This is a genomic window from Streptomyces sp. MS06, assembly GCF_047200655.1.
GTDB lineage: Bacteria > Actinomycetota > Actinomycetes > Streptomycetales > Streptomycetaceae > Streptomyces.
Genome location: NZ_JBJZOJ010000004.1, coordinates 146,172 through 162,456, shown reverse-complemented (window position 1 = coordinate 162,456; position 16,285 = coordinate 146,172). Strand labels below are relative to the sequence as shown.

17 protein-coding genes and 1 riboswitch are annotated in these 16,285 nt (G+C 75.1%); of the genes, 11 read left to right on the top strand and 6 right to left on the bottom strand.

Going from position 1 to position 16,285, the window contains the following annotated elements; genetic code table 11:
* Positions 1-97: 97 nt before the first annotated feature.
* Positions 98-242: riboswitch (cobalamin riboswitch) on the bottom strand.
* A gap of 137 nt (positions 243-379) precedes the next feature.
* Positions 380-604: a hypothetical protein gene (locus ACL02U_RS03755; RefSeq protein WP_412789149.1), complete on the bottom strand. Its 225-nt coding sequence runs from the start codon at positions 602-604 to the stop codon at positions 380-382.
* A gap of 37 nt (positions 605-641) precedes the next feature.
* Positions 642-1,871, bottom strand: a complete 1,230-nt coding sequence (locus ACL02U_RS03750; RefSeq protein WP_412789148.1) for an inorganic phosphate transporter — start codon at positions 1,869-1,871, stop codon at positions 642-644.
* Between the two features lie 464 nt (positions 1,872-2,335).
* On the opposite strand from ACL02U_RS03750, the gene ACL02U_RS03745 reads away from it, so the two are divergent.
* From ACL02U_RS03745 to ACL02U_RS03735, 3 genes are all read left to right on the top strand, one after another.
* Entirely contained in the window at positions 2,336-3,190 is an 855-nt protein-coding gene (locus ACL02U_RS03745) for a class II aldolase/adducin family protein (protein ID WP_412789147.1), read from the top strand.
* Positions 3,191-3,269: 79 nt separating this feature from the next.
* Positions 3,270-4,397, top strand: a complete 1,128-nt coding sequence (locus tag ACL02U_RS03740; RefSeq protein ID WP_412789146.1) for an alpha/beta hydrolase — start codon at positions 3,270-3,272, stop codon at positions 4,395-4,397.
* Between the two features lie 257 nt (positions 4,398-4,654).
* A complete protein-coding gene (locus ACL02U_RS03735) occupies positions 4,655-6,136 on the top strand; it encodes a hypothetical protein (protein ID WP_412789145.1) in 1,482 nt (493 codons plus the stop codon).
* A 13-nt stretch (positions 6,137-6,149) separates the two neighbouring features.
* On the opposite strand, the gene ACL02U_RS03730 is transcribed toward ACL02U_RS03735, so the two are convergent.
* Positions 6,150-6,563: a VOC family protein gene (locus ACL02U_RS03730; protein ID WP_412789144.1), complete on the bottom strand. Its 414-nt coding sequence runs from the start codon at positions 6,561-6,563 to the stop codon at positions 6,150-6,152.
* 305 nt (positions 6,564-6,868) lie between these two features.
* On the opposite strand from ACL02U_RS03730, the gene ACL02U_RS03725 reads away from it, so the two are divergent.
* The 3 genes from ACL02U_RS03725 (at position 6,869) to ACL02U_RS03715 (ending at position 10,000) form a co-directional block, all read left to right on the top strand.
* On the top strand, positions 6,869-8,467 hold the full coding sequence (locus ACL02U_RS03725) for an ABC-F family ATP-binding cassette domain-containing protein (protein ID WP_412789143.1): 1,599 nt from the start codon (positions 6,869-6,871) through the stop codon (positions 8,465-8,467).
* A 335-nt stretch (positions 8,468-8,802) separates the two neighbouring features.
* On the top strand, positions 8,803-9,024 hold the full coding sequence (locus tag ACL02U_RS03720; protein WP_412789142.1) for a helix-turn-helix domain-containing protein: 222 nt from the start codon (positions 8,803-8,805) through the stop codon (positions 9,022-9,024).
* Positions 9,025-9,157: 133 nt separating this feature from the next.
* Entirely contained in the window at positions 9,158-10,000 is an 843-nt protein-coding gene (locus ACL02U_RS03715; protein ID WP_412789141.1) for an enoyl-CoA hydratase/isomerase family protein, read from the top strand.
* A 294-nt stretch (positions 10,001-10,294) separates the two neighbouring features.
* Here the strand turns inward: ACL02U_RS03715 and ACL02U_RS03710 are convergent, their stop codons facing one another.
* Positions 10,295-11,011: a nucleopolyhedrovirus P10 family protein gene (locus ACL02U_RS03710; protein WP_412789140.1), complete on the bottom strand. Its 717-nt coding sequence runs from the start codon at positions 11,009-11,011 to the stop codon at positions 10,295-10,297.
* Positions 11,012-11,098: 87 nt separating this feature from the next.
* Between ACL02U_RS03710 and ACL02U_RS03705 the strand changes: the two genes are divergently transcribed.
* Genes ACL02U_RS03705 through amaP form a run of 5 tightly spaced genes read left to right on the top strand, consistent with a single transcriptional unit; the run spans position 11,099 to position 13,500 of the window.
* Positions 11,099-11,596, top strand: coding sequence for an Asp23/Gls24 family envelope stress response protein (locus ACL02U_RS03705; RefSeq protein ID WP_412789139.1), 498 nt, complete (start codon positions 11,099-11,101; stop codon positions 11,594-11,596).
* Between the two features lie 35 nt (positions 11,597-11,631).
* Entirely contained in the window at positions 11,632-11,817 is a 186-nt protein-coding gene (locus ACL02U_RS03700; RefSeq protein ID WP_412789138.1) for a hypothetical protein, read from the top strand.
* A complete protein-coding gene (locus ACL02U_RS03695; protein ID WP_412789137.1) occupies positions 11,814-12,194 on the top strand; it encodes a hypothetical protein in 381 nt (126 codons plus the stop codon). Before ACL02U_RS03700 ends, ACL02U_RS03695 begins: the two co-directional genes overlap by 4 nt.
* Positions 12,194-12,916, top strand: a complete 723-nt coding sequence (locus tag ACL02U_RS03690) for a DUF6286 domain-containing protein (protein WP_412789136.1) — start codon at positions 12,194-12,196, stop codon at positions 12,914-12,916. The genes ACL02U_RS03695 and ACL02U_RS03690 overlap by 1 nt, the downstream gene beginning before the upstream one ends.
* 5 nt (positions 12,917-12,921) lie before the next feature.
* Complete coding sequence (gene amaP / locus ACL02U_RS03685; protein ID WP_412789135.1) at positions 12,922-13,500, top strand: alkaline shock response membrane anchor protein AmaP; 579 nt, start codon at positions 12,922-12,924, stop codon at positions 13,498-13,500.
* A 182-nt stretch (positions 13,501-13,682) separates the two neighbouring features.
* Here the strand turns inward: amaP and ACL02U_RS03680 are convergent, their stop codons facing one another.
* Together ACL02U_RS03680 and ACL02U_RS03675 are read right to left on the bottom strand one after the other, a co-directional pair.
* Positions 13,683-14,438, bottom strand: coding sequence for an SDR family oxidoreductase (locus ACL02U_RS03680; protein WP_412789134.1), 756 nt, complete (start codon positions 14,436-14,438; stop codon positions 13,683-13,685).
* Positions 14,439-14,443: 5 nt separating this feature from the next.
* Complete coding sequence (locus tag ACL02U_RS03675; protein ID WP_412789133.1) at positions 14,444-16,231, bottom strand: glycoside hydrolase family 15 protein; 1,788 nt, start codon at positions 16,229-16,231, stop codon at positions 14,444-14,446.
* Positions 16,232-16,285: the final 54 nt, after the last annotated feature.

Here is a 16,285-nt window from a genome sequence, read left to right as displayed (position 1 = left end):
GGCCAGAGAGCCGGGGAGAGCTTCGCAGGTGGGACTGATCCTCGATCGGCAGCCGCGCATGGCGATATACGTCCTCACTCAGGGTGTCCGCGCCCTGGCTCGACTCGACCGGCGGGGAGAGTTCCTGGCTCCCGGGGTCTGTCACCCCGGTCACAGTGGCGGGACCGCGCCGGATTCGCACCGGCTTCCTCTCATGCCGCCGTACTTGGCGTGTACTTGGCTCCCGAAGTCCACCACGCGCCTTCCACGGCCGTCAACTTGCTCTTGACCTGGGATGGAGGACTGTGCGAAGGCCCACACACCGGGGCGGGTGCGCGGGCGCGCGAAGGGGGCGGTACGCGAGGTGCGTACCGCCCCCTTGGCGGAGTCGGACGGCGCGTCAGGCGCCGGCGATCAGGTAGATGCCGTAGGCCACCGCCGCCGCGCAGGCGGCGAAGCAGAGGTAGGCGCCGGCGGCGGGCAGGACGCCCGAACCGCCCTGGGCGGCGGCGGACTCGCGCTTGGCGAGGCCGGCGATGCCGAGGGTGAACAGGGCGACGAGGCCCACGGTGAGCGCGAGGCTGGCGCCGAAGACGGAGCCGAGTGCTGCCCAGTCGATGCTCATGGTGACGTTTCCTTCGGGGGGACCTGGATGCTCTGGCTCAGAACGCGGCCGACGGCTTCGGGGCCGCCTCGGCCGTGACCGCCTCTGCGGTGGCGGTAGCGGCGGCACCGGTGGGCGGCGGCGTGACGGCGGTGATGGCGGTGGTCACCACGCCGGCCGGCTCGTCGACGTCGTTGACGTTGTCGGCGTTGACGACCTGGCGGCGGGAGACCAGCCAGATGGCGGTGCTCGCGGCGACCAGCAGGACGGCGATGGCCGCGGTGCCCGCGTCGCCGATCTCGGTCACCTTCTCGGCGCCGGCGCCGACGAGCGCGGCGGCCGGCAGGGTGAGCACCCAGGCGACGAGCATCCGGGTGGCGGTGGACCAGCGGACCACACCGCCCTTGCGGCCCAGGCCGGCGCCCATCACGGAGCCGGTGACGGCGTGCGTGGTGGAGAGCGAGAAGCCGAGGTGCGAGGAGGCCAGCAGCACGGTGGCGGCGCTGGTCTGGGCGACGAAGCCCTGCTGGGGCTGGAGTTCGGTGAGCCCCTTGCCCATGGTGCGGATGATGCGCCAGCCGCCGATGTAGGTGCCCAGTGCCATGGCCAGGCCCGCGGAGAGGATGACCCAGGTGGGCGGGTTGGAGCCGGGGGCCAGGACGCCGCCGGTGACGAGGGCGAGGGTGACGATGCCCATCGTCTTCTGGGCGTCGCCGGTGCCGTGGGCGAGCGAGACCAGGCCGGCGGAGGCGATCTGGCCGGTCCGGTAGCCCTTCCGGGCGGCCCGGGTGTCGGCGCCGGAGCGTCCGGCCACGTAGGTGAACCGGGCGGCGATCAGTGCGGCGACCCCCGCGACGAGGGGGGCGGCGACCGCCGGGATGACCACCTTGGTGACCAGGACACCGGTGTGGACGGCGCCGGTGCCCGCGGTGGCGATCGTGGCGCCGATCAGACCGCCCATCAGGGCGTGCGAGGAACTGGAGGGCAGGCCGACGAGCCAGGTGAGCAGGTTCCAGAGGATCGCGCCGACCAGGGCGGCGAAGATGACCTCGGGACGGATGCCGCTTTCGTCGACAAGACCCTTGGAGATCGTGTTGGCGACCTCCACGGACAGGAAGGCGCCCACCAGGTTGAGCGTGGCGGACATGGCCACCGCGACCTTGGGCCTCATGGCGCCCGTGGAAATGGTCGTGGCCATCGCGTTCGCGGTGTCGTGGAAACCGTTCGTGAAATCGAACGCGAGAGCGGTTACCACCACTACCGCGAGGATCAGCGAGAAGCTTTCCATTTACCCAGGCATTCGTTCGAGGTCATTGGCTGGTTGACCGTAGGCAACCTGGGTGAACGGAAGGTGAACTGGGATGGGATGGGGGGTGTCGCAGAAAGGGTTCGCCGCCCCGTTCCGGCGGGACGGCCCGGACGCCGCAAGGCCTGTGCCCCCGCACGGCCCGCACGTCCGGCCCGCAGGGGCCGAAGGGGAGATCCTCGTCACTCCCCGGAGCCCGGTCGCCCGCACCGTCCCGCCGCCCCGCCGGCGGCCCCCGCCGACCGGCTCTTCGACGCGCCGCGGGGCACCGCGACGCACCGCGCCGCGCCGCGACGCGCCGCGCCGCGCCGCGACGCACCGCGCCGCGCCGCGCCGCGCCGCGACGCGCCGCGGGGCACCGGCGCCGGGCGGGATTCGGGGCCCGCGCCGGGGCCGGTCGCGGCGGGGACGCCGGGGCAGGGGGACTGCCTGCCAGGATGGGCGGCATGACCGAACAGCGGGACGAGCAGGACCCCCAGGACGCCCGGGACGCCCGGACCCCCCGGGACGCCCGGACCCCCCGGGACGCCCGGGGTGATCAGGACCTCCGGGACGCCCCGGCCGGCGCATTCGGAGCGGAGGGGCGCGTGCAGGCGGCGCACGCCCGGGGTGCGAGCGGTCCCGGCGCCCGGCGGGCGGCCCCGGACGAGGGGGCAGCCGCGGGGGAGGCCGCTGCCTGGCGGGCGCTGGTGGCGACCGCCCGCCGCTCGGTGTCCGACGGGCTGGTGGTCGGCACCTCCGGCAACGTCTCGGTACGCGTCGGCGAACTGGTGCTGGTCACCCCGTCGGGCGTGCCCTACGACCGGCTCACGCCGGACGACGTCACCGGCGTGGACCTCGACGGGCGGCAGGTCCGCGGCACCCTGGTCCCCACCAGCGAGCTGCCCCTGCACCTCGCCGTGTACCGCCGGACCGACGCGCGCGCCGTCGTGCACACCCACGCCGTGCACGCGACGGCCGTGTCCACCCTCCTGCCGGAGCTGCCGCCCGTGCACTACATGGCCGCCGCCCTCGGCGGTCCGGTCCGGGTCGCCCCCTACGCGACGTACGGCACGGAGGAGTTGGCGCAGAACACGCTCCGCGCTCTCGACGGCCGCACCGGCTGCCTGCTGCAGAACCACGGCACCCTCACCCACGGAGCCGGACTGGACCAGGCCTACGACCGCACCGCCCAGCTCGAGTGGATGTGCCGGCTCTGGCTCACCGCCTCCTCGGTACCCGGACATGAGCCCAGCCTGCTGACGGAGCGGCAGCTGGCGGACGCGGCGCAGCGGCTGCGGGGCTACGGGCAGCGCGGCTGAGCGGCTGAGCGGCTGAGCGGCGTCACCCGGGTCCCGCCCTCCACTGGCCGCCGCGCCGGGCCGCCGGGACACTGGATCCGTGCGCACTGTCAGAGCGACGGCCGCTGCCGTCACCGCCGTGATGGGCGCCGGGGCCGCAGCAGTGGCCGCCGGCCGGTTCGCCAGTAACGCCGCACTCAAGGCGACGCCGGGCGCAGGGCTGCCCACCGAACCCCGGCTCACCGTGCACGCCGTCACCGAGGACCGGATCACCCTCACCAGGGACCTGGCGACCCTGCGGCCCGGCACGTACGGCCTCGTCGGCGACGCCGGCCACGCGGTCGTCGGCCGGGTGCTGACCGGCGCCCCGCATCCCCCGGACACGGTCGTCCGCCGCCTGGAGCGCGTCACGCACGGTCCCCCGGACGCCGGCGACACGGTCCGACTCACCCCGAACCTGCACGTCGGCGATCCGGGAACGGCGCTCGGACTGGACTTCACCGACGTCGACGTCCTGGGCGAACTCGGACCGCTGCCCGCCTGGTTCGTGCCCGGCGCCCGCGACACCTGGATCATCGCCGTGCACGGTCTCGGCTCCACACGGGAACTCGCCCTGAACCTCACCGGCTTCCTGCACCGCCACCGCTTCCCGGTGCTCGCCCTGGCCTACCGGGGCGACCCCGGCGCGCCCCGGCCCCGGGACGGACTGAACCACCTGGGCGAGACCGAATGGCGGGACGTGGACGCCGCGATCCGCCACGCCGTCCGCTTCGGCGCCCGGCGGGTGGTGCTGCACGGTTGGTCGACCGGCGCCACCATGGCGCTGCGCACCGCCGCGTACTCGGGTCTCCAGGACCGCGTCTCGGGGCTCGTCCTTGACTCCCCGGTGCTCGACTGGGAGGCGACGCTGCGCGCGCTGGCCGCCGCCCGGCACACCCCCCGGGCACTCCTTCCACTCGCGGTCCGCGCGGCGCAGGGCCGCACCGGACTGCACGGCGACCACGCCGGCGGGAGCGTCGAACCCGCGCCGCCGACGGTGCCGACGCTGATCTTCCACGGCCCCGGCGACACGGTGGCCCCCTGGGAGTCCTCCCGCCGCCTGGCCGCGCGCCGGCCGGACCTGGTCTCCCTGCACACCGTCGGCCACGCCCCGCACGGCGCCATGTGGAACGCCGACCCGGCCGCCTACGAGGAGGCCCTGCGCCGCTTCCTGACGCCGCTGATGTGACCCGCCCCACCCCGGCCGCCGTCGGCGCGGCACCGGCCCACCGCGTGCTCCGCCCGGTCCCCCGGGGCGGGGCGGCCGCGGGCGCCGGCGCACCGGCGGAGCCTCACCGGGTCGGCGGGCGGACGTTCCGCCGGAGTCCGGATCGCCGGGCGCTCCACCCCTGTTTGCCCCGGGCCGGGCGCCCGCGCCGACCGCTCCTCGGGCCCACCGCGGCATTCCGTTTGGGTTTTCGGACCGTCAGCCGGAAGACTGCACCCGTGACGTCCCGTATCCCGCGCGACTCCAGGCTTCGACTCGTCCGCCCGCGACCCCTGGCCGCCGCCCCCAGAGCCGTGAACCAGCGGCGCCCGCGCCGGCGGGCGCCCCACCCGCCCGAGGGCACCCCGGCCCCCGCGGAACTGGCCGGAATGGCACGCTCCCTGCTGGCCCCCGCCGCGCGCATCGCCCGCTGGGCCGACACCGCGCTCGCCCCCGGCCGGGACGGCGCCACCGCCGACGGCAAGGCCACCCTCTCCGACGCGACCGCCGAACGGGCGGCGCGCGAGCTCGGCCTGACCGGCGCCCGGGTCCGCGCCGACTGGGACACCGCACGCCTGGCCGGGCTCGTCGAGGTGCACGGGGACAGTGCCCGCCCCGGCTGGCGGCTGCGTGCCTGGAACCGCGACGACAGCGCCGTCCTGCGCGGCTGGGTCGCCCTCTTCGACGCCTGGTCGCTCGCCTGCCCGGAACCCCCCGACCACCCGCCGGCCGGCGTCGCCGAGGTCGTCTCCGCCATGCCCCAGGTGCTCTCCTTCCTCCAGTTGTCCGCCGGGCCCGTGCCCGTCGAGCAGCTTCTGGACCTGCTGCGCCAGCGAGTGACCGAGCTGCGCACCGAGCGGTGCGAGATCCCCTACGGCCCGCAGCCCGCACCGGCCGCCGACGAGGTCACGCCGGCCGCTCCCGGCACCCCCGCGGACCTCGCGACCGTCGCATCCGCCGACGCCTCGCCCGGAGCTCCCGCCGACGCCGCCCCCGGAGCCGTGCTGCGGCCGCTGCTGGACTGGGCCCTGCGTGCCCTCGCCTCCGTCGGCGCCCTGACCTGCGGTGACGGGCAGGCCACGCTCACCCCGCTGGGGAGTTGGGCGGTGTGGGTCAAGCTGGAGCAGATCTGCGTCGCGGCACAGAGCCCCGCGGGCAACATCGAGCAGTCGGCCGAGGACATGCTGCGCGGGTGCGCCCAGCTCCGCCCGAACGCCGCCCGCGCCGAGTACCGGGCCTGGCTCGCCGCCCGGCCGGTCGGCAGCGCCGTCGCCGGGCTGCTGGACGCCGCCCGCGGAGACGACGCACTGCTGCGCGGTCTCGCCTTCGAGGCGCTCCGCGTCGTCGGAGCCTTCGCCGAGCCGGAGGTCCGGGCCGTCGTCGACGAGCCTGCGCTGCGGCCGTACGCCCTGCTGTGGTTGGCCGAGCACGACGGCGTGGACCCGGAGGACGCCCACGAGGTGCTCACCCGGGAGGAGGCCACCTGGCTGTGGGTCGACACCGCGGCCGCGGTCGCCGACCACGGCGAGGCCTCCATGCTGGTGCGCCATCTGGAGTCGGCGCTCCAGCCGACCGTGCCGATGATGCTGGACGAGGTACGCGCCGTCGGGCATCCGCGCACCGTCCAGGTCCTGGTGGCCCTGGCCGCGGCGCACCCCGACCCCGCGCTGGCGAAGATCGTGCGCCGGGCGGCGTTCCAGGTCCACACCGGAGGCGCCTGACCCGTTCGGGGCCTCAGTCCTCCAGCCGCGGGGCGTAGGTGCCGAAGCTCCAGACGTTGCCCTCCCGGTCGCGGGCCAGGTAGTCCCGGGAGCCGTGGTCCTGGTCGGTGGGCGGCATCAGGATCTCCGCGCCCTGCTCCGCGGCGCGTCGGTGGTGGGCGTCCACGTCGTCCACGACGAGGTACACCCCGGCCGGGCCGGCGTCCCCCATCGCGGTGTCGAAGACACCGCCGCGCCCCTTGGAGCCGAGCACCACCGCGCCGTTGCCCTGCACCAGCTCGGCGTGCGCCACCACGCCGCCCTCGTCCTCGTGTACGGACCGGACGGTGAACCCGAAGGCCTCCGTGAGCTGGCGGATCGCCGCCCTCGCGTCCGTGTAGAGCAGCGTGGGGCAGACGTCCGGGCACCCGCCGCGCGCTCCCGCCATACCGATCACTCCCTGGAGACCAGACCTCACGTACCCGGCCGACCGCCTCGGGGCGTGCCGACCGCCCGGGTACCCGTCACCGCCAGTCTGGCAGCGGCCACCGGCGACGGCCCGCGGATACGGCCACCGGCGACGGCCCGCGGATACGGCCCCGCGCCGGACCGGAGCCGTCCGGTTCGAGGCCGGAAAAACGGGTTGCGGCGGCCCGTTAGACTGGCCCCCATGGCCATTCTCCTCGCGCATTAGACGGCGGGAACGTCCTCGTCCGCCTCGTCCCGCCAACCCACCCGCCCTGGAGTCTGTCCGTGATCTCCGCCTCCGGTATCGAGCTGCGCGCCGGTGCCCGCATCCTCATCGAGAACGCCTCCTTCCGCGTCGCCAAGGGCGACCGCATCGGCCTGGTCGGCCGCAACGGCGCCGGCAAGACCACCCTCACCAAGTGCCTGGCCGGCGAGGGCCAGCCGGCCGCCGGCGCCATCACCCGCTCCGGCGAGGTCGGCTACCTCCCGCAGGACCCCCGCACCGGCGACCTCGACGTGCTCGCCAGCGACCGCATCCTCTCCGCGCGCGGACTGGACGTGCTGATCCGCAAGATGCGCGAGAACGAGCAGCGCATCGCCAGCGGCAAGGGCGGCACCCGTGAGAAGGCCCTCAAGCAGTACGAGCGCCAGGAGACGGAGTTCCTCACCAAGGGCGGCTACGCCGCCGAGGCCGAGGCCGCCACCATCGCCGCCGCGCTCAACCTGCCCGACCGGGTGCTCGGCCAGCCGCTGCACACCCTCTCCGGCGGTCAGCGCCGCCGAGTCGAACTGGCCCGCATCCTGTTCTCCGACGCGGACACCCTGCTGCTGGACGAGCCGACGAACCACCTCGACGCGGACTCGATCATCTGGCTGCGGGACTACCTCAGGACCTACCGCGGCGGCTTCATCGTCATCAGCCACGACGTCGACCTGGTCGAGACGGTCGTCAACAAGGTCTTCTACCTGGACGCCAACCGGTCCTCGATCGACGTCTACAACATGGGCTGGAGGCTGTACCAGCAGCAGCGCGAGGCCGACGAGAAGCGCCGCCGGCGGGAGCGCGCCAACGCCGAGAAGAAGGCGGCCGCCCTCAACGCGCAGGCCGACAAGATGCGCGCCAAGGCCACCAAGACGGTCGCCGCGCAGAACATGGCCCGGCGCGCGGAGCGGCTGCTCTCCGGCCTCGAGGAGGTCCGCCAGTCCGACAAGGTCGCCCGGTTGCGCTTCCCCGAGCCGGCGGCCTGCGGGAAGACCCCGCTGATGGCCGAGGGCCTGTCGAAGTCCTACGGCTCCCTGGAGATCTTCACCGACGTCGACCTGGCCGTCGACAAGGGGTCCCGGGTCGTCATCCTGGGCCTCAACGGCGCCGGCAAGACCACCCTGCTGCGGCTGCTGGGGGGCGTGGAGCAGCCCGACACCGGTGCCGTCGTCCCCGGGCACGGCCTCAAGCTCGGCTACTACGCCCAGGAGCACGAGACCCTGGACCCGGAGCGCACCGTCCTGGAGAACATGCGCTCGGCCGCCCCCGACCTGGACCTGGTGGAGGTCCGCAAGGTGCTGGGCTCGTTCCTGTTCTCCGGCGACGACGTCGACAAGCCGGCCGGGGTGCTCTCCGGCGGTGAGAAGACCCGGCTGGCGCTGGCCACCCTGGTCGTCTCCTCGGCGAACGTGCTGCTCCTGGACGAGCCGACCAACAACCTCGACCCGGCCAGCCGCGAGGAGATCCTCGGCGCGCTGCGCACCTACAAGGGCGCGGTGGTGCTGGTCACCCACGACGAGGGAGCGGTCGAGGCCCTGCAGCCGGAGCGGATCATCCTGCTGCCGGACGGTGTGGAGGACCTGTGGGGCGCCGACTACGCGGACCTCGTCGCCCTCGCGTGACCGAACGGTTGATCCACTGCGTATGGATCATTCGGCCCATCGGTGATCCATCATCTGTGTGAGATCTCCTCGTACCGAGGTGTGTCGTACAACGATCTGGCGGCCGTGCCCCCGATGACCGGGGGTACGGCCGGCGCGCGTCGCTGACCTGCTACTTCGCGGAGCGCCCGGTTCCGAGGAGGGAACGACCGCGTCCGGATCGGCGGGTTCCGGATGTGGGGACGTGCTCCTGTCGTCAAAACCCTCACGCACGGACCTTGCCGAATGGGTGGCCATCGGGCCCCGGAGGGGTGATCATGAGGAGACCAGAGCGCACTTCCCATGAGGAGGCACGGGTGGCCGAGACTCTGAAGAAGGGCAGCCGGGTGACCGGCGCCGCGCGCGACAAGCTCGCGGCAGACCTGAAGAAGAAGTACGACGCCGGTGCGAGCATCCGGGCGTTGGCCGAGGAGACCGGCCGCTCGTATGGCTTTGTGCACCGCATGCTCAGCGAGTCGGGCGTCACGCTCCGAGGGCGTGGCGGGGCGACGCGGGGCAAGAAGGGCCAGTCGGCCTGACCCCCGGGGAGTCCGCCGGCTCCTTCGGTGGCCACCCGGTCGGTCGTCCGGCCGCCCGGGTGGTTACTGTGCAGTCACTTACCGGCGCCCGTCCGCGGGCGCCCGGGACGACCGCACGCATCGGAGGCGCCCCATGGCTTCGCCCGCTCAGGAACACGAACCCGAACACCGTCAGGACCACGGCAAGGACCGAGCTGTTCCCCTGCTGGACCAGGACGGCGTGCGGCTCACCGTCGACGACGCGGTCGCCACGGTGACGCTGACCGCACCGGCCAAGCGCAACGCGCAGAGCCCCGCCATGTGGCGGACGCTCACCGAGGCCGGGCGGCTGCTGCCGGGCTCCGTCCGGGTGGTCGTGCTGCGCGGCGAGGGCAAGTCCTTCTCCGCGGGGCTCGACCGGCAGATGTTCACGCCCGAGGGCATTGCGGGCGAGCAGTCGTTCGTCGAGCTCGCCCGCAGCGGGGACGCCGAACTGGACGCGGCGATCGCCTCCTTCCAGGAGGCGTTCACCTGGTGGCGGCAGAACGACATCGTGTCCGTCGCCGCCGTCCAGGGGCACGCCATCGGCGCCGGTTTCCAGCTGGCCCTCGCCTGCGACCTGCGGGTCGTCGCCGACGACGTGCAGTTCGCCATGCGCGAGACCAGCCTCGGTCTGGTGCCCGACCTGACCGGCACCCACCCCCTGGTGGGTCTGGTCGGCTATGCCCGGGCGCTGGAGATCTGCGCCACCGGCCGCTTCGTCCTGGCGGAGGAGGCCGTCAGCTCCGGGCTGGCCAACCTCGCGGTGCCCGCGGGCGAGCTCGACTCGGCCGTCCAGGACTTGGTGGCGGCTCTGCTGGCGGCCCCGCACGCCGCCGTGACCGAGACCAAGGCCCTGCTCCGCGGTGCCCGGGACCGGGACTACGACAGCCAGCGCGCCGCCGAACGGCAGGCCCAGGCCAGGCGGCTGAGGGACCTCGCCGGAATCGGCGACTGAGACCCGCTCACCCCGACCGGCGCCCCCGCCCGGGCGCTCCGCCGCGCTGCGGCCGGGGGCGCTCGGGTACCGGCCGCGGCATCCCGGTCGGCCCGGTCGCGGCCGCCGCGCCGATCCACCGGCCGCCCCCGTGCTGCCCCCCGATCGTCGCCGTGCCCGAGCCGCGCCGTGCCCGAGCCGCGCCCGAGCCGCGCCGTGCCCGATCGTCACCGTGTCCGATCGTCAGCGTGCCCGGTCGGCGCCGGAGCGCGGCCCGGCGGGGTCCGGGACCCGCTGCTGCGCGTGGGCTGCCGGTCAGCCGACCGAGGTCACCAGCACGGCCGCGGTCGGCCGGTCCGGCAGCGCGTCCCGGACGGCGGCACGCACGTCGCGGGCCACCTCCAGGACCGGTCGGCCCCCGCCCGCGGCGAACTCCACCCGGACGTGCCGCTGCGGCAGCGCGGAGCCGTGCCGGGCGTGCGTCCCGATGTGCACGGGACGGCCGAGCACCGCGGTCAGGCAGTCCACCCCGGGAACCGAGCGGACCGCCTCCGCGGCCCGCACCTCGTCGGTGTCGTCGCCCGCCACGGCCGCCGGCCGCGGCGCGACGGGCCGTTCCGCCTCGGCACCGGCCGGCGCCCCGTCCAGCAACTCCGTCACCCGCAGGTCCACCTCCGCCACCGCGAGCCCCAACTCCCGCGCCGCGCCCGCCAGCGTCCGCCGGACCCGCTCCGCCGTCGCCGGCAGCGGCTGCGCCGCGATCGCCGCCAGCCGCGCGGACACCCGCAGCGGCCCCGGCGGCAGCGCGCTCGGCGGCCGCTCCACCGCGGCCCGGCCCGCGGCCTGCGGATCGGCGAGCGCGATGCGCAGCGAGACCAGCCGAGCCCCCGGCTCCCGCGCCATCGCCCGCCGCAGCACCGCGCCCGCCGCCGCCTCGGTGATCCAGGCGCCGTCCCGCGGGCCGCCCAGCGCGAGGATCCTTCCGAGCCCGAGCTGATTGCGTACCTGCTGCGTCCACCGATCCGCCGTCATTGCTCCAGCCTGCCGCATCCACGGCGCGCGATCGGGCAAGCCCGCATAACGTGGGGACAGGACGACTACCGGAAGGGATGTACGGCGATGACGGACACGACGGCAGCCAACCGCACGAAGACGTCCGAGCACGACACGGACGCGTCGGACACCACGGTGACGCGCCGGGCACAGGCCACCCGCCGCGGTGGGGGCGATCCCGCGAGCCGGGGCCGGACCACGATCGCCGACGGCGTGGTGGAGAAGATCGCCGGTCTCGCCGCGCGCGACGTGGTCGGCGTGCACGCCATGGGAAGCGGACTCTCGCGCACCTTCGGGGCCGTCCGGGACCGGGTGCCCGGCGGGTCGAAGGCAGTCACCCGGGGGGTGAAGGCCGAGGTCGGCGAGGTGCAGACGGCGCTCGACCTGGAGATCGTCATCGACTACGGCGTATCCATCACCGAGGTCGCCCGGGCCGTCCGGGAGAACGTCGTCACGGCGGTCGAACGCATGACGGGCCTGGAGGTCGTCGAGGTCAACATCGCCGTCAGCGACGTGAAGCTGCCGGACGAGGAGGACGAGGAGCCGGAACCCCGGATCCAGTGACGCGCAGGCCGATGAACTGAGGGGAACGCACCGACATGAGAATGGCCGTGGTCGGCTTGATCGCAGGGATGGCGCTGGGCTTCGCCGGGTACTTCGGCGGCTTCGGCGCCTTCCTGCTGGTGGCGGCCCTGGGCGCCGTCGGCTTCGTCGTCGGCCGGTTCCTGGAGGGGGACCTGGAGATCGGCGACTTCTTCCGCAGCCGCGACGAACGGCGGCGGTGACGCCCGTGAGCAGCGGGGCCGCCCCGCCCCGCGGACCGCTGGACGGTGTGCCGCCGGGGGAGCGCGGCGCCACGCGGATCGCCGACCGGGTGGTGGCCAAGGTGGCCGCCGAGGCGGCCCGCGAGGCGGTCGGCCCCCTCCCGCCGGACGCCGCGCGCCCGCACGCCGGCGTCGTGGTGAGGGCCGGCGCCGCCCGGATCCGCCTCCACCTGGAACTCGGCTACCCGGTCGACATCGGCGCTCGCTGCCGCGTGGTGCGTCGGCATGTCACCGAGCGGGTAAGCGCGTTGGTGGGCATGGACGTCCCGGAGGTCGCCGTCGAGGTGGAGCGACTGCACCTGGCCGCGGCCCACGAAGCTACGGCGGGGAGGACCTGATGAGCGAGCCCCAGGGCACCGGGCCCCGGAGCACCGGGGGCCCGGCGGGCGACGGCGACACGCAACGGCTGCCCGTGCTGGAGAAGGACACCGGGAAGGACACCGGGCCCGGGCTGGACCAGTCCTCCTCCGCGGCCGCCTACGAGCCGCCGGTGCCCGGGCTCGACGGCGAGGAAGGCCGCGGAGGCCGTTTCTGGTCGGCCCGCCGCATCCCCGCCGGGATCGTCGCCCTGCTCCTCCTGGTGGTCGCGGGAGCCTTCCTGTACGACATCGCGGCGGTCCGCGCCGGCCGGCAGGCGATGTACTGGCGGCGCGAACTCGCCCGGCAACTGGCCCAGCGGCCGCTCGACGACACCTGGGTGCTGGTCGGCGCGGGCGTGACCGCCGCCGCCGGGCTGTGGCTGATCGTGCTCGCCGCCACTCCCGGTCTGCGCCCCGTACTGCCGATGCGGCGCACCCACCCGGACGTCCGCAGCGGCCTGCACCGAGACGCGGCCGCCCTGTTCCTGCGGGACCGGGCCATGGAGGTCTCCGGGGTGCAGTCGGTCAGGGTGCGAACCCGCCGCTCCCGGGCCGAGGTGCGGGCGGTGTCCCACTTCCGCGCGCTGGACGAGGTGCGCGCCGACCTCGACCTGGTGCTCGCCGACGCGGTCCGGGGCCTGGAGCTGGCCCGGCCGCCGCGGCTGTCGGTGCACGTCCGCCGGCCCGGACGGAAGAGGTGAGCGGCATGCTCAGGACGGTCAACCGCGTGGCCCTCGGCGTCGTCGGCCTGCTGCTCCTCGTGCTGGGCGGCGCGGTCCTCGCCGTGGGCCTCGGCGCCCCGCCGCCGTCGTGGTGGATCCACGACGGCCCGCACGACGTCCTGCTGGACGACGCCGAGCGCACCCACTGGCGGGACGCCGGGTGGTGGTGGCCGGCCGTGCTCGCCGTGCTCGCCGTCCTGGTCCTGCTCGCCCTGTGGTGGCTGACCGCCGTGCTGCGCCGACGGAGGCTCACCGAGGTCCTGGTCGACACCGGCGACGGCGCCGGGGCCCTGCTGCGGGGGCGTGCCCTGGAGAGCGTGCTCGCCTCCGAGTCGGGTGCCCTGGACGGTGTGGAGCGGGCGCAGGTCCGGCTGACCGGGCGCCGCAGCACCCCCGCCGTCCGGGCCCGACTGCTGCTGGCGCCGCACGTTCCGCCCGGCACGGCGCTGCAGCACCTCACCGAGGAGGCGCTGGCGCACGCACGGGACTCGGCCGGCCTGGCGGCGCTGCCCGCCGAGGTGCGGCTGCGCGCCGCCCGGCACCGCGCCGAGCGCGTCAGCTGACTCGGCTGACCGGGCGTCGCGCACACCGGCGGCACCCGGCGGCACCCGGCGGCACCCGGCGGCGGGGCGTGCCGTCGGATCCGGCGACCGGGCGGCTCGGCCGCCGGGCGCGGGACGGGCCGGCGGCCGCAGCCGGACGCGGGACGGAGCGGCCCGGTCGCGGGGGCCGAGGCACCGCCCGGTCAGAACCCGTGCCGGGCCCCACCGTCGACCGGCAGCATGACGCCCGTCAGATAGGACGCGGCCGGCGACAGCAGGAACGCGGCCGTCCGCCCGAACTCCTCCGGACTCCCGTACCGGCGCAGCGGAATCCGGGACTCGTTGGCCGCGCGGGCCGCCTCCGGGTCCGCCGACAGCCCGTCCAGTTCCCGCACCCGGTCGGTGTCGATGCGGGCCGGCAGCAGGCCGACGACGCGGATGCCCCGGGGCCCCAACTCGTCGGCGAGGGACTTGGCGAAGCCGGCCAGGCCGGGCCGCAGCCCGTTGGAGATGGTCAGTCCCGGAATCGGCTCGTGCACCGACCCCGACAGCACGAAGCCGATCACGCCGCCCGGTTCCAGCTCCGCGGCCGCCGTGCGGGCCAGTCGCACCGCACCGAGGAACACCGACGCGAAGGCGGACTCCCACTGCGCGTCGGTGTTGTCGGCGGCGAAACCGGGCGGCGGCCCGCCGACGCTGATCAGGATGCCGTCGAAGCCGCCGAACCGCTCGCGCGCGGTCGCCACCAGCCGGGCCGGGGCCTCCTCGTCGGCGTTGTCCACCGCCACGCCGGCCGCGTGCGGGCCGAGGCCGGCCGCGGCCTCGGCGACCCGTCCGCCGTCCCGTCCGGTCACGACCACCTTCGCGCCGTCGGCGACCAGCTCGCGCGCCGCGGCGCGGCCCAGCCCGCGCGTGGCGCCGGTGACGACGTACACCCGGTCCCTCAGTCCAAGATCCATGGCCCCTATCCTGCCCGGTCGCCCCCGAACAGGGCGAGGGCGGTGTGCACCAGGCCGAGGTGGCTGAAAGCCTGCGGGAAGTTGCCGAGCTGCCGACCGGCCACCGGGTCGTACTCCTCCGAGAGCAGCCCCACGTCGTTGGCCAGCCCGACCAGCCGGTCGAACAGTTCCCGGGCCTCCTTGTCGCGGCCCGTCTGGTGCAGCGCGTGGGCGAGCCAGAAGGAGCAGACCAGGAAGGTGCCCTCGCCGCCGGGCAGCCCGTCGACGGCGTCCTCGTCGGTGCTGTAGCGGCGCAGGAAGCCGCCGTGGTCCAGTTCCCGGCGGACGGCCTCGATGGTGCCGGTGACCCGGGGGTCGTCGGGCGGCAGGAAGCCGACGCGGGGGATGAGCAGCAGCGCCGCGTCCAGCGCGGGCGAGCCGTAGGACTGGGTGAAGGTGTTGCGCTCGGGGTCGTAGCCCTTGTCGCAGACCTCGCGGTGCACCTCCTCGCGCGCCGCCCGCCAGCCCTCCAGGTCGCCGTCCAGCTCCGGGTTGTCCTCCAGGGTGCGCACCGCGCGGTCGAGGGCCACCCACACCATCACCTTGGAGTGCACGAAGTGCCGGCGTCTGCCGCGCACCTCCCACAGCCCCTCGTCCGGCTGGCGCCAGTTGTCCCGCACCCAGTCCACCAGCGTGCGCTCCAGCTCCCACGTGTGCGACTGCGGGGGCATGCCCGAACGGCGCGACAGCCACAGGGAGTCCATCACCTCGCCGTACACGTCGAGCTGCATCTGGGTGACGGCCTCGTTGCCGACCCGCACCGGCGCGGAGCCGGCGAATCCGGACAGCCAGGGCAGCTCCACCTCGGGCAGCCGGCGTTCACCCGCCAGCCCGTACATGATCTGCAGATCGGCCGGGTCGCCCGCGACGGCGCGCAGCAGCCAGTCCCGCCAGGCCCCGGCCTCCTCGTGGTAGCCGGCCGCCAGCAGCGCGCCCAGCGTCAGGGTGGAGTCCCGCAGCCAGCTGTAGCGGTAGTCCCAGTTGCGCACCCCGCCGATCTCCTCGGGCAGCGAGGCGGTCGGGGCGGCGACGATGCCGCCGGTGGGGGCGTACGTCAGAGCCTTCAGCGTGATCAGCGAACGGACCACGGTGTCCCGGTGCGGGCCCTCGTAGCGGCACCGCGACACCCAGCTGCGCCAGTCCCGCACGCTGGTCCGCAGCGCCTGGAGCGGGTCGACCAGCGGCGGCCGCGGCTGGTGCGAGGGATGCCAGGTGAGCACGAACGCGACCCGCTGCCCCGCCGCGACGGTGAACTCCGCGTGGGTCGCGAAGTCCTCGCCCCAGCTGTGCACGGCGGGCTCGCTGCGCAGCCAGACGGCGTCCGGACCGGCGATGGCGACCCGGTGGCCGTCGACCCGGCGCATCCACGGGGTGACCGAGCCGTAGTCGAAGCGCAGTCTGAGCGTGCTGTGCAGGGTGACCCGCCCGCTCAGCCCCTCCACCACGCGCACCAGGTCGGGGGCCCGGTCGCGCTGCGGCATCAGGTCCGTGACCCGGACCGAGCCCCCGGGCGTGTCCCACTCGGTGTCCAGGACCAGGGTGTCGCGGCGGTAGCCGCGGCGGGTGCAGGGACCTTCGGCGTCCTTCGGGGCGAGCCGCCAGTGGCCGTTCTCCTCCTCGCCCAGCAGCCGGGCGAAGCAGGCCGGCGAGTCGAAGCGGGGCAGGCACAGCCAGTCCACGGAGCCGTCCCGGCCGACGAGCGCGGCGGTCTGCTCGTCGCCGATGAGTGCGTAGTCCTCGATGCGCGGGTCCACGGAGTGCGCGTTCCCGTGTCGTGCCGGTGGTAACCCCGGGGTGAGCCGGCGGAG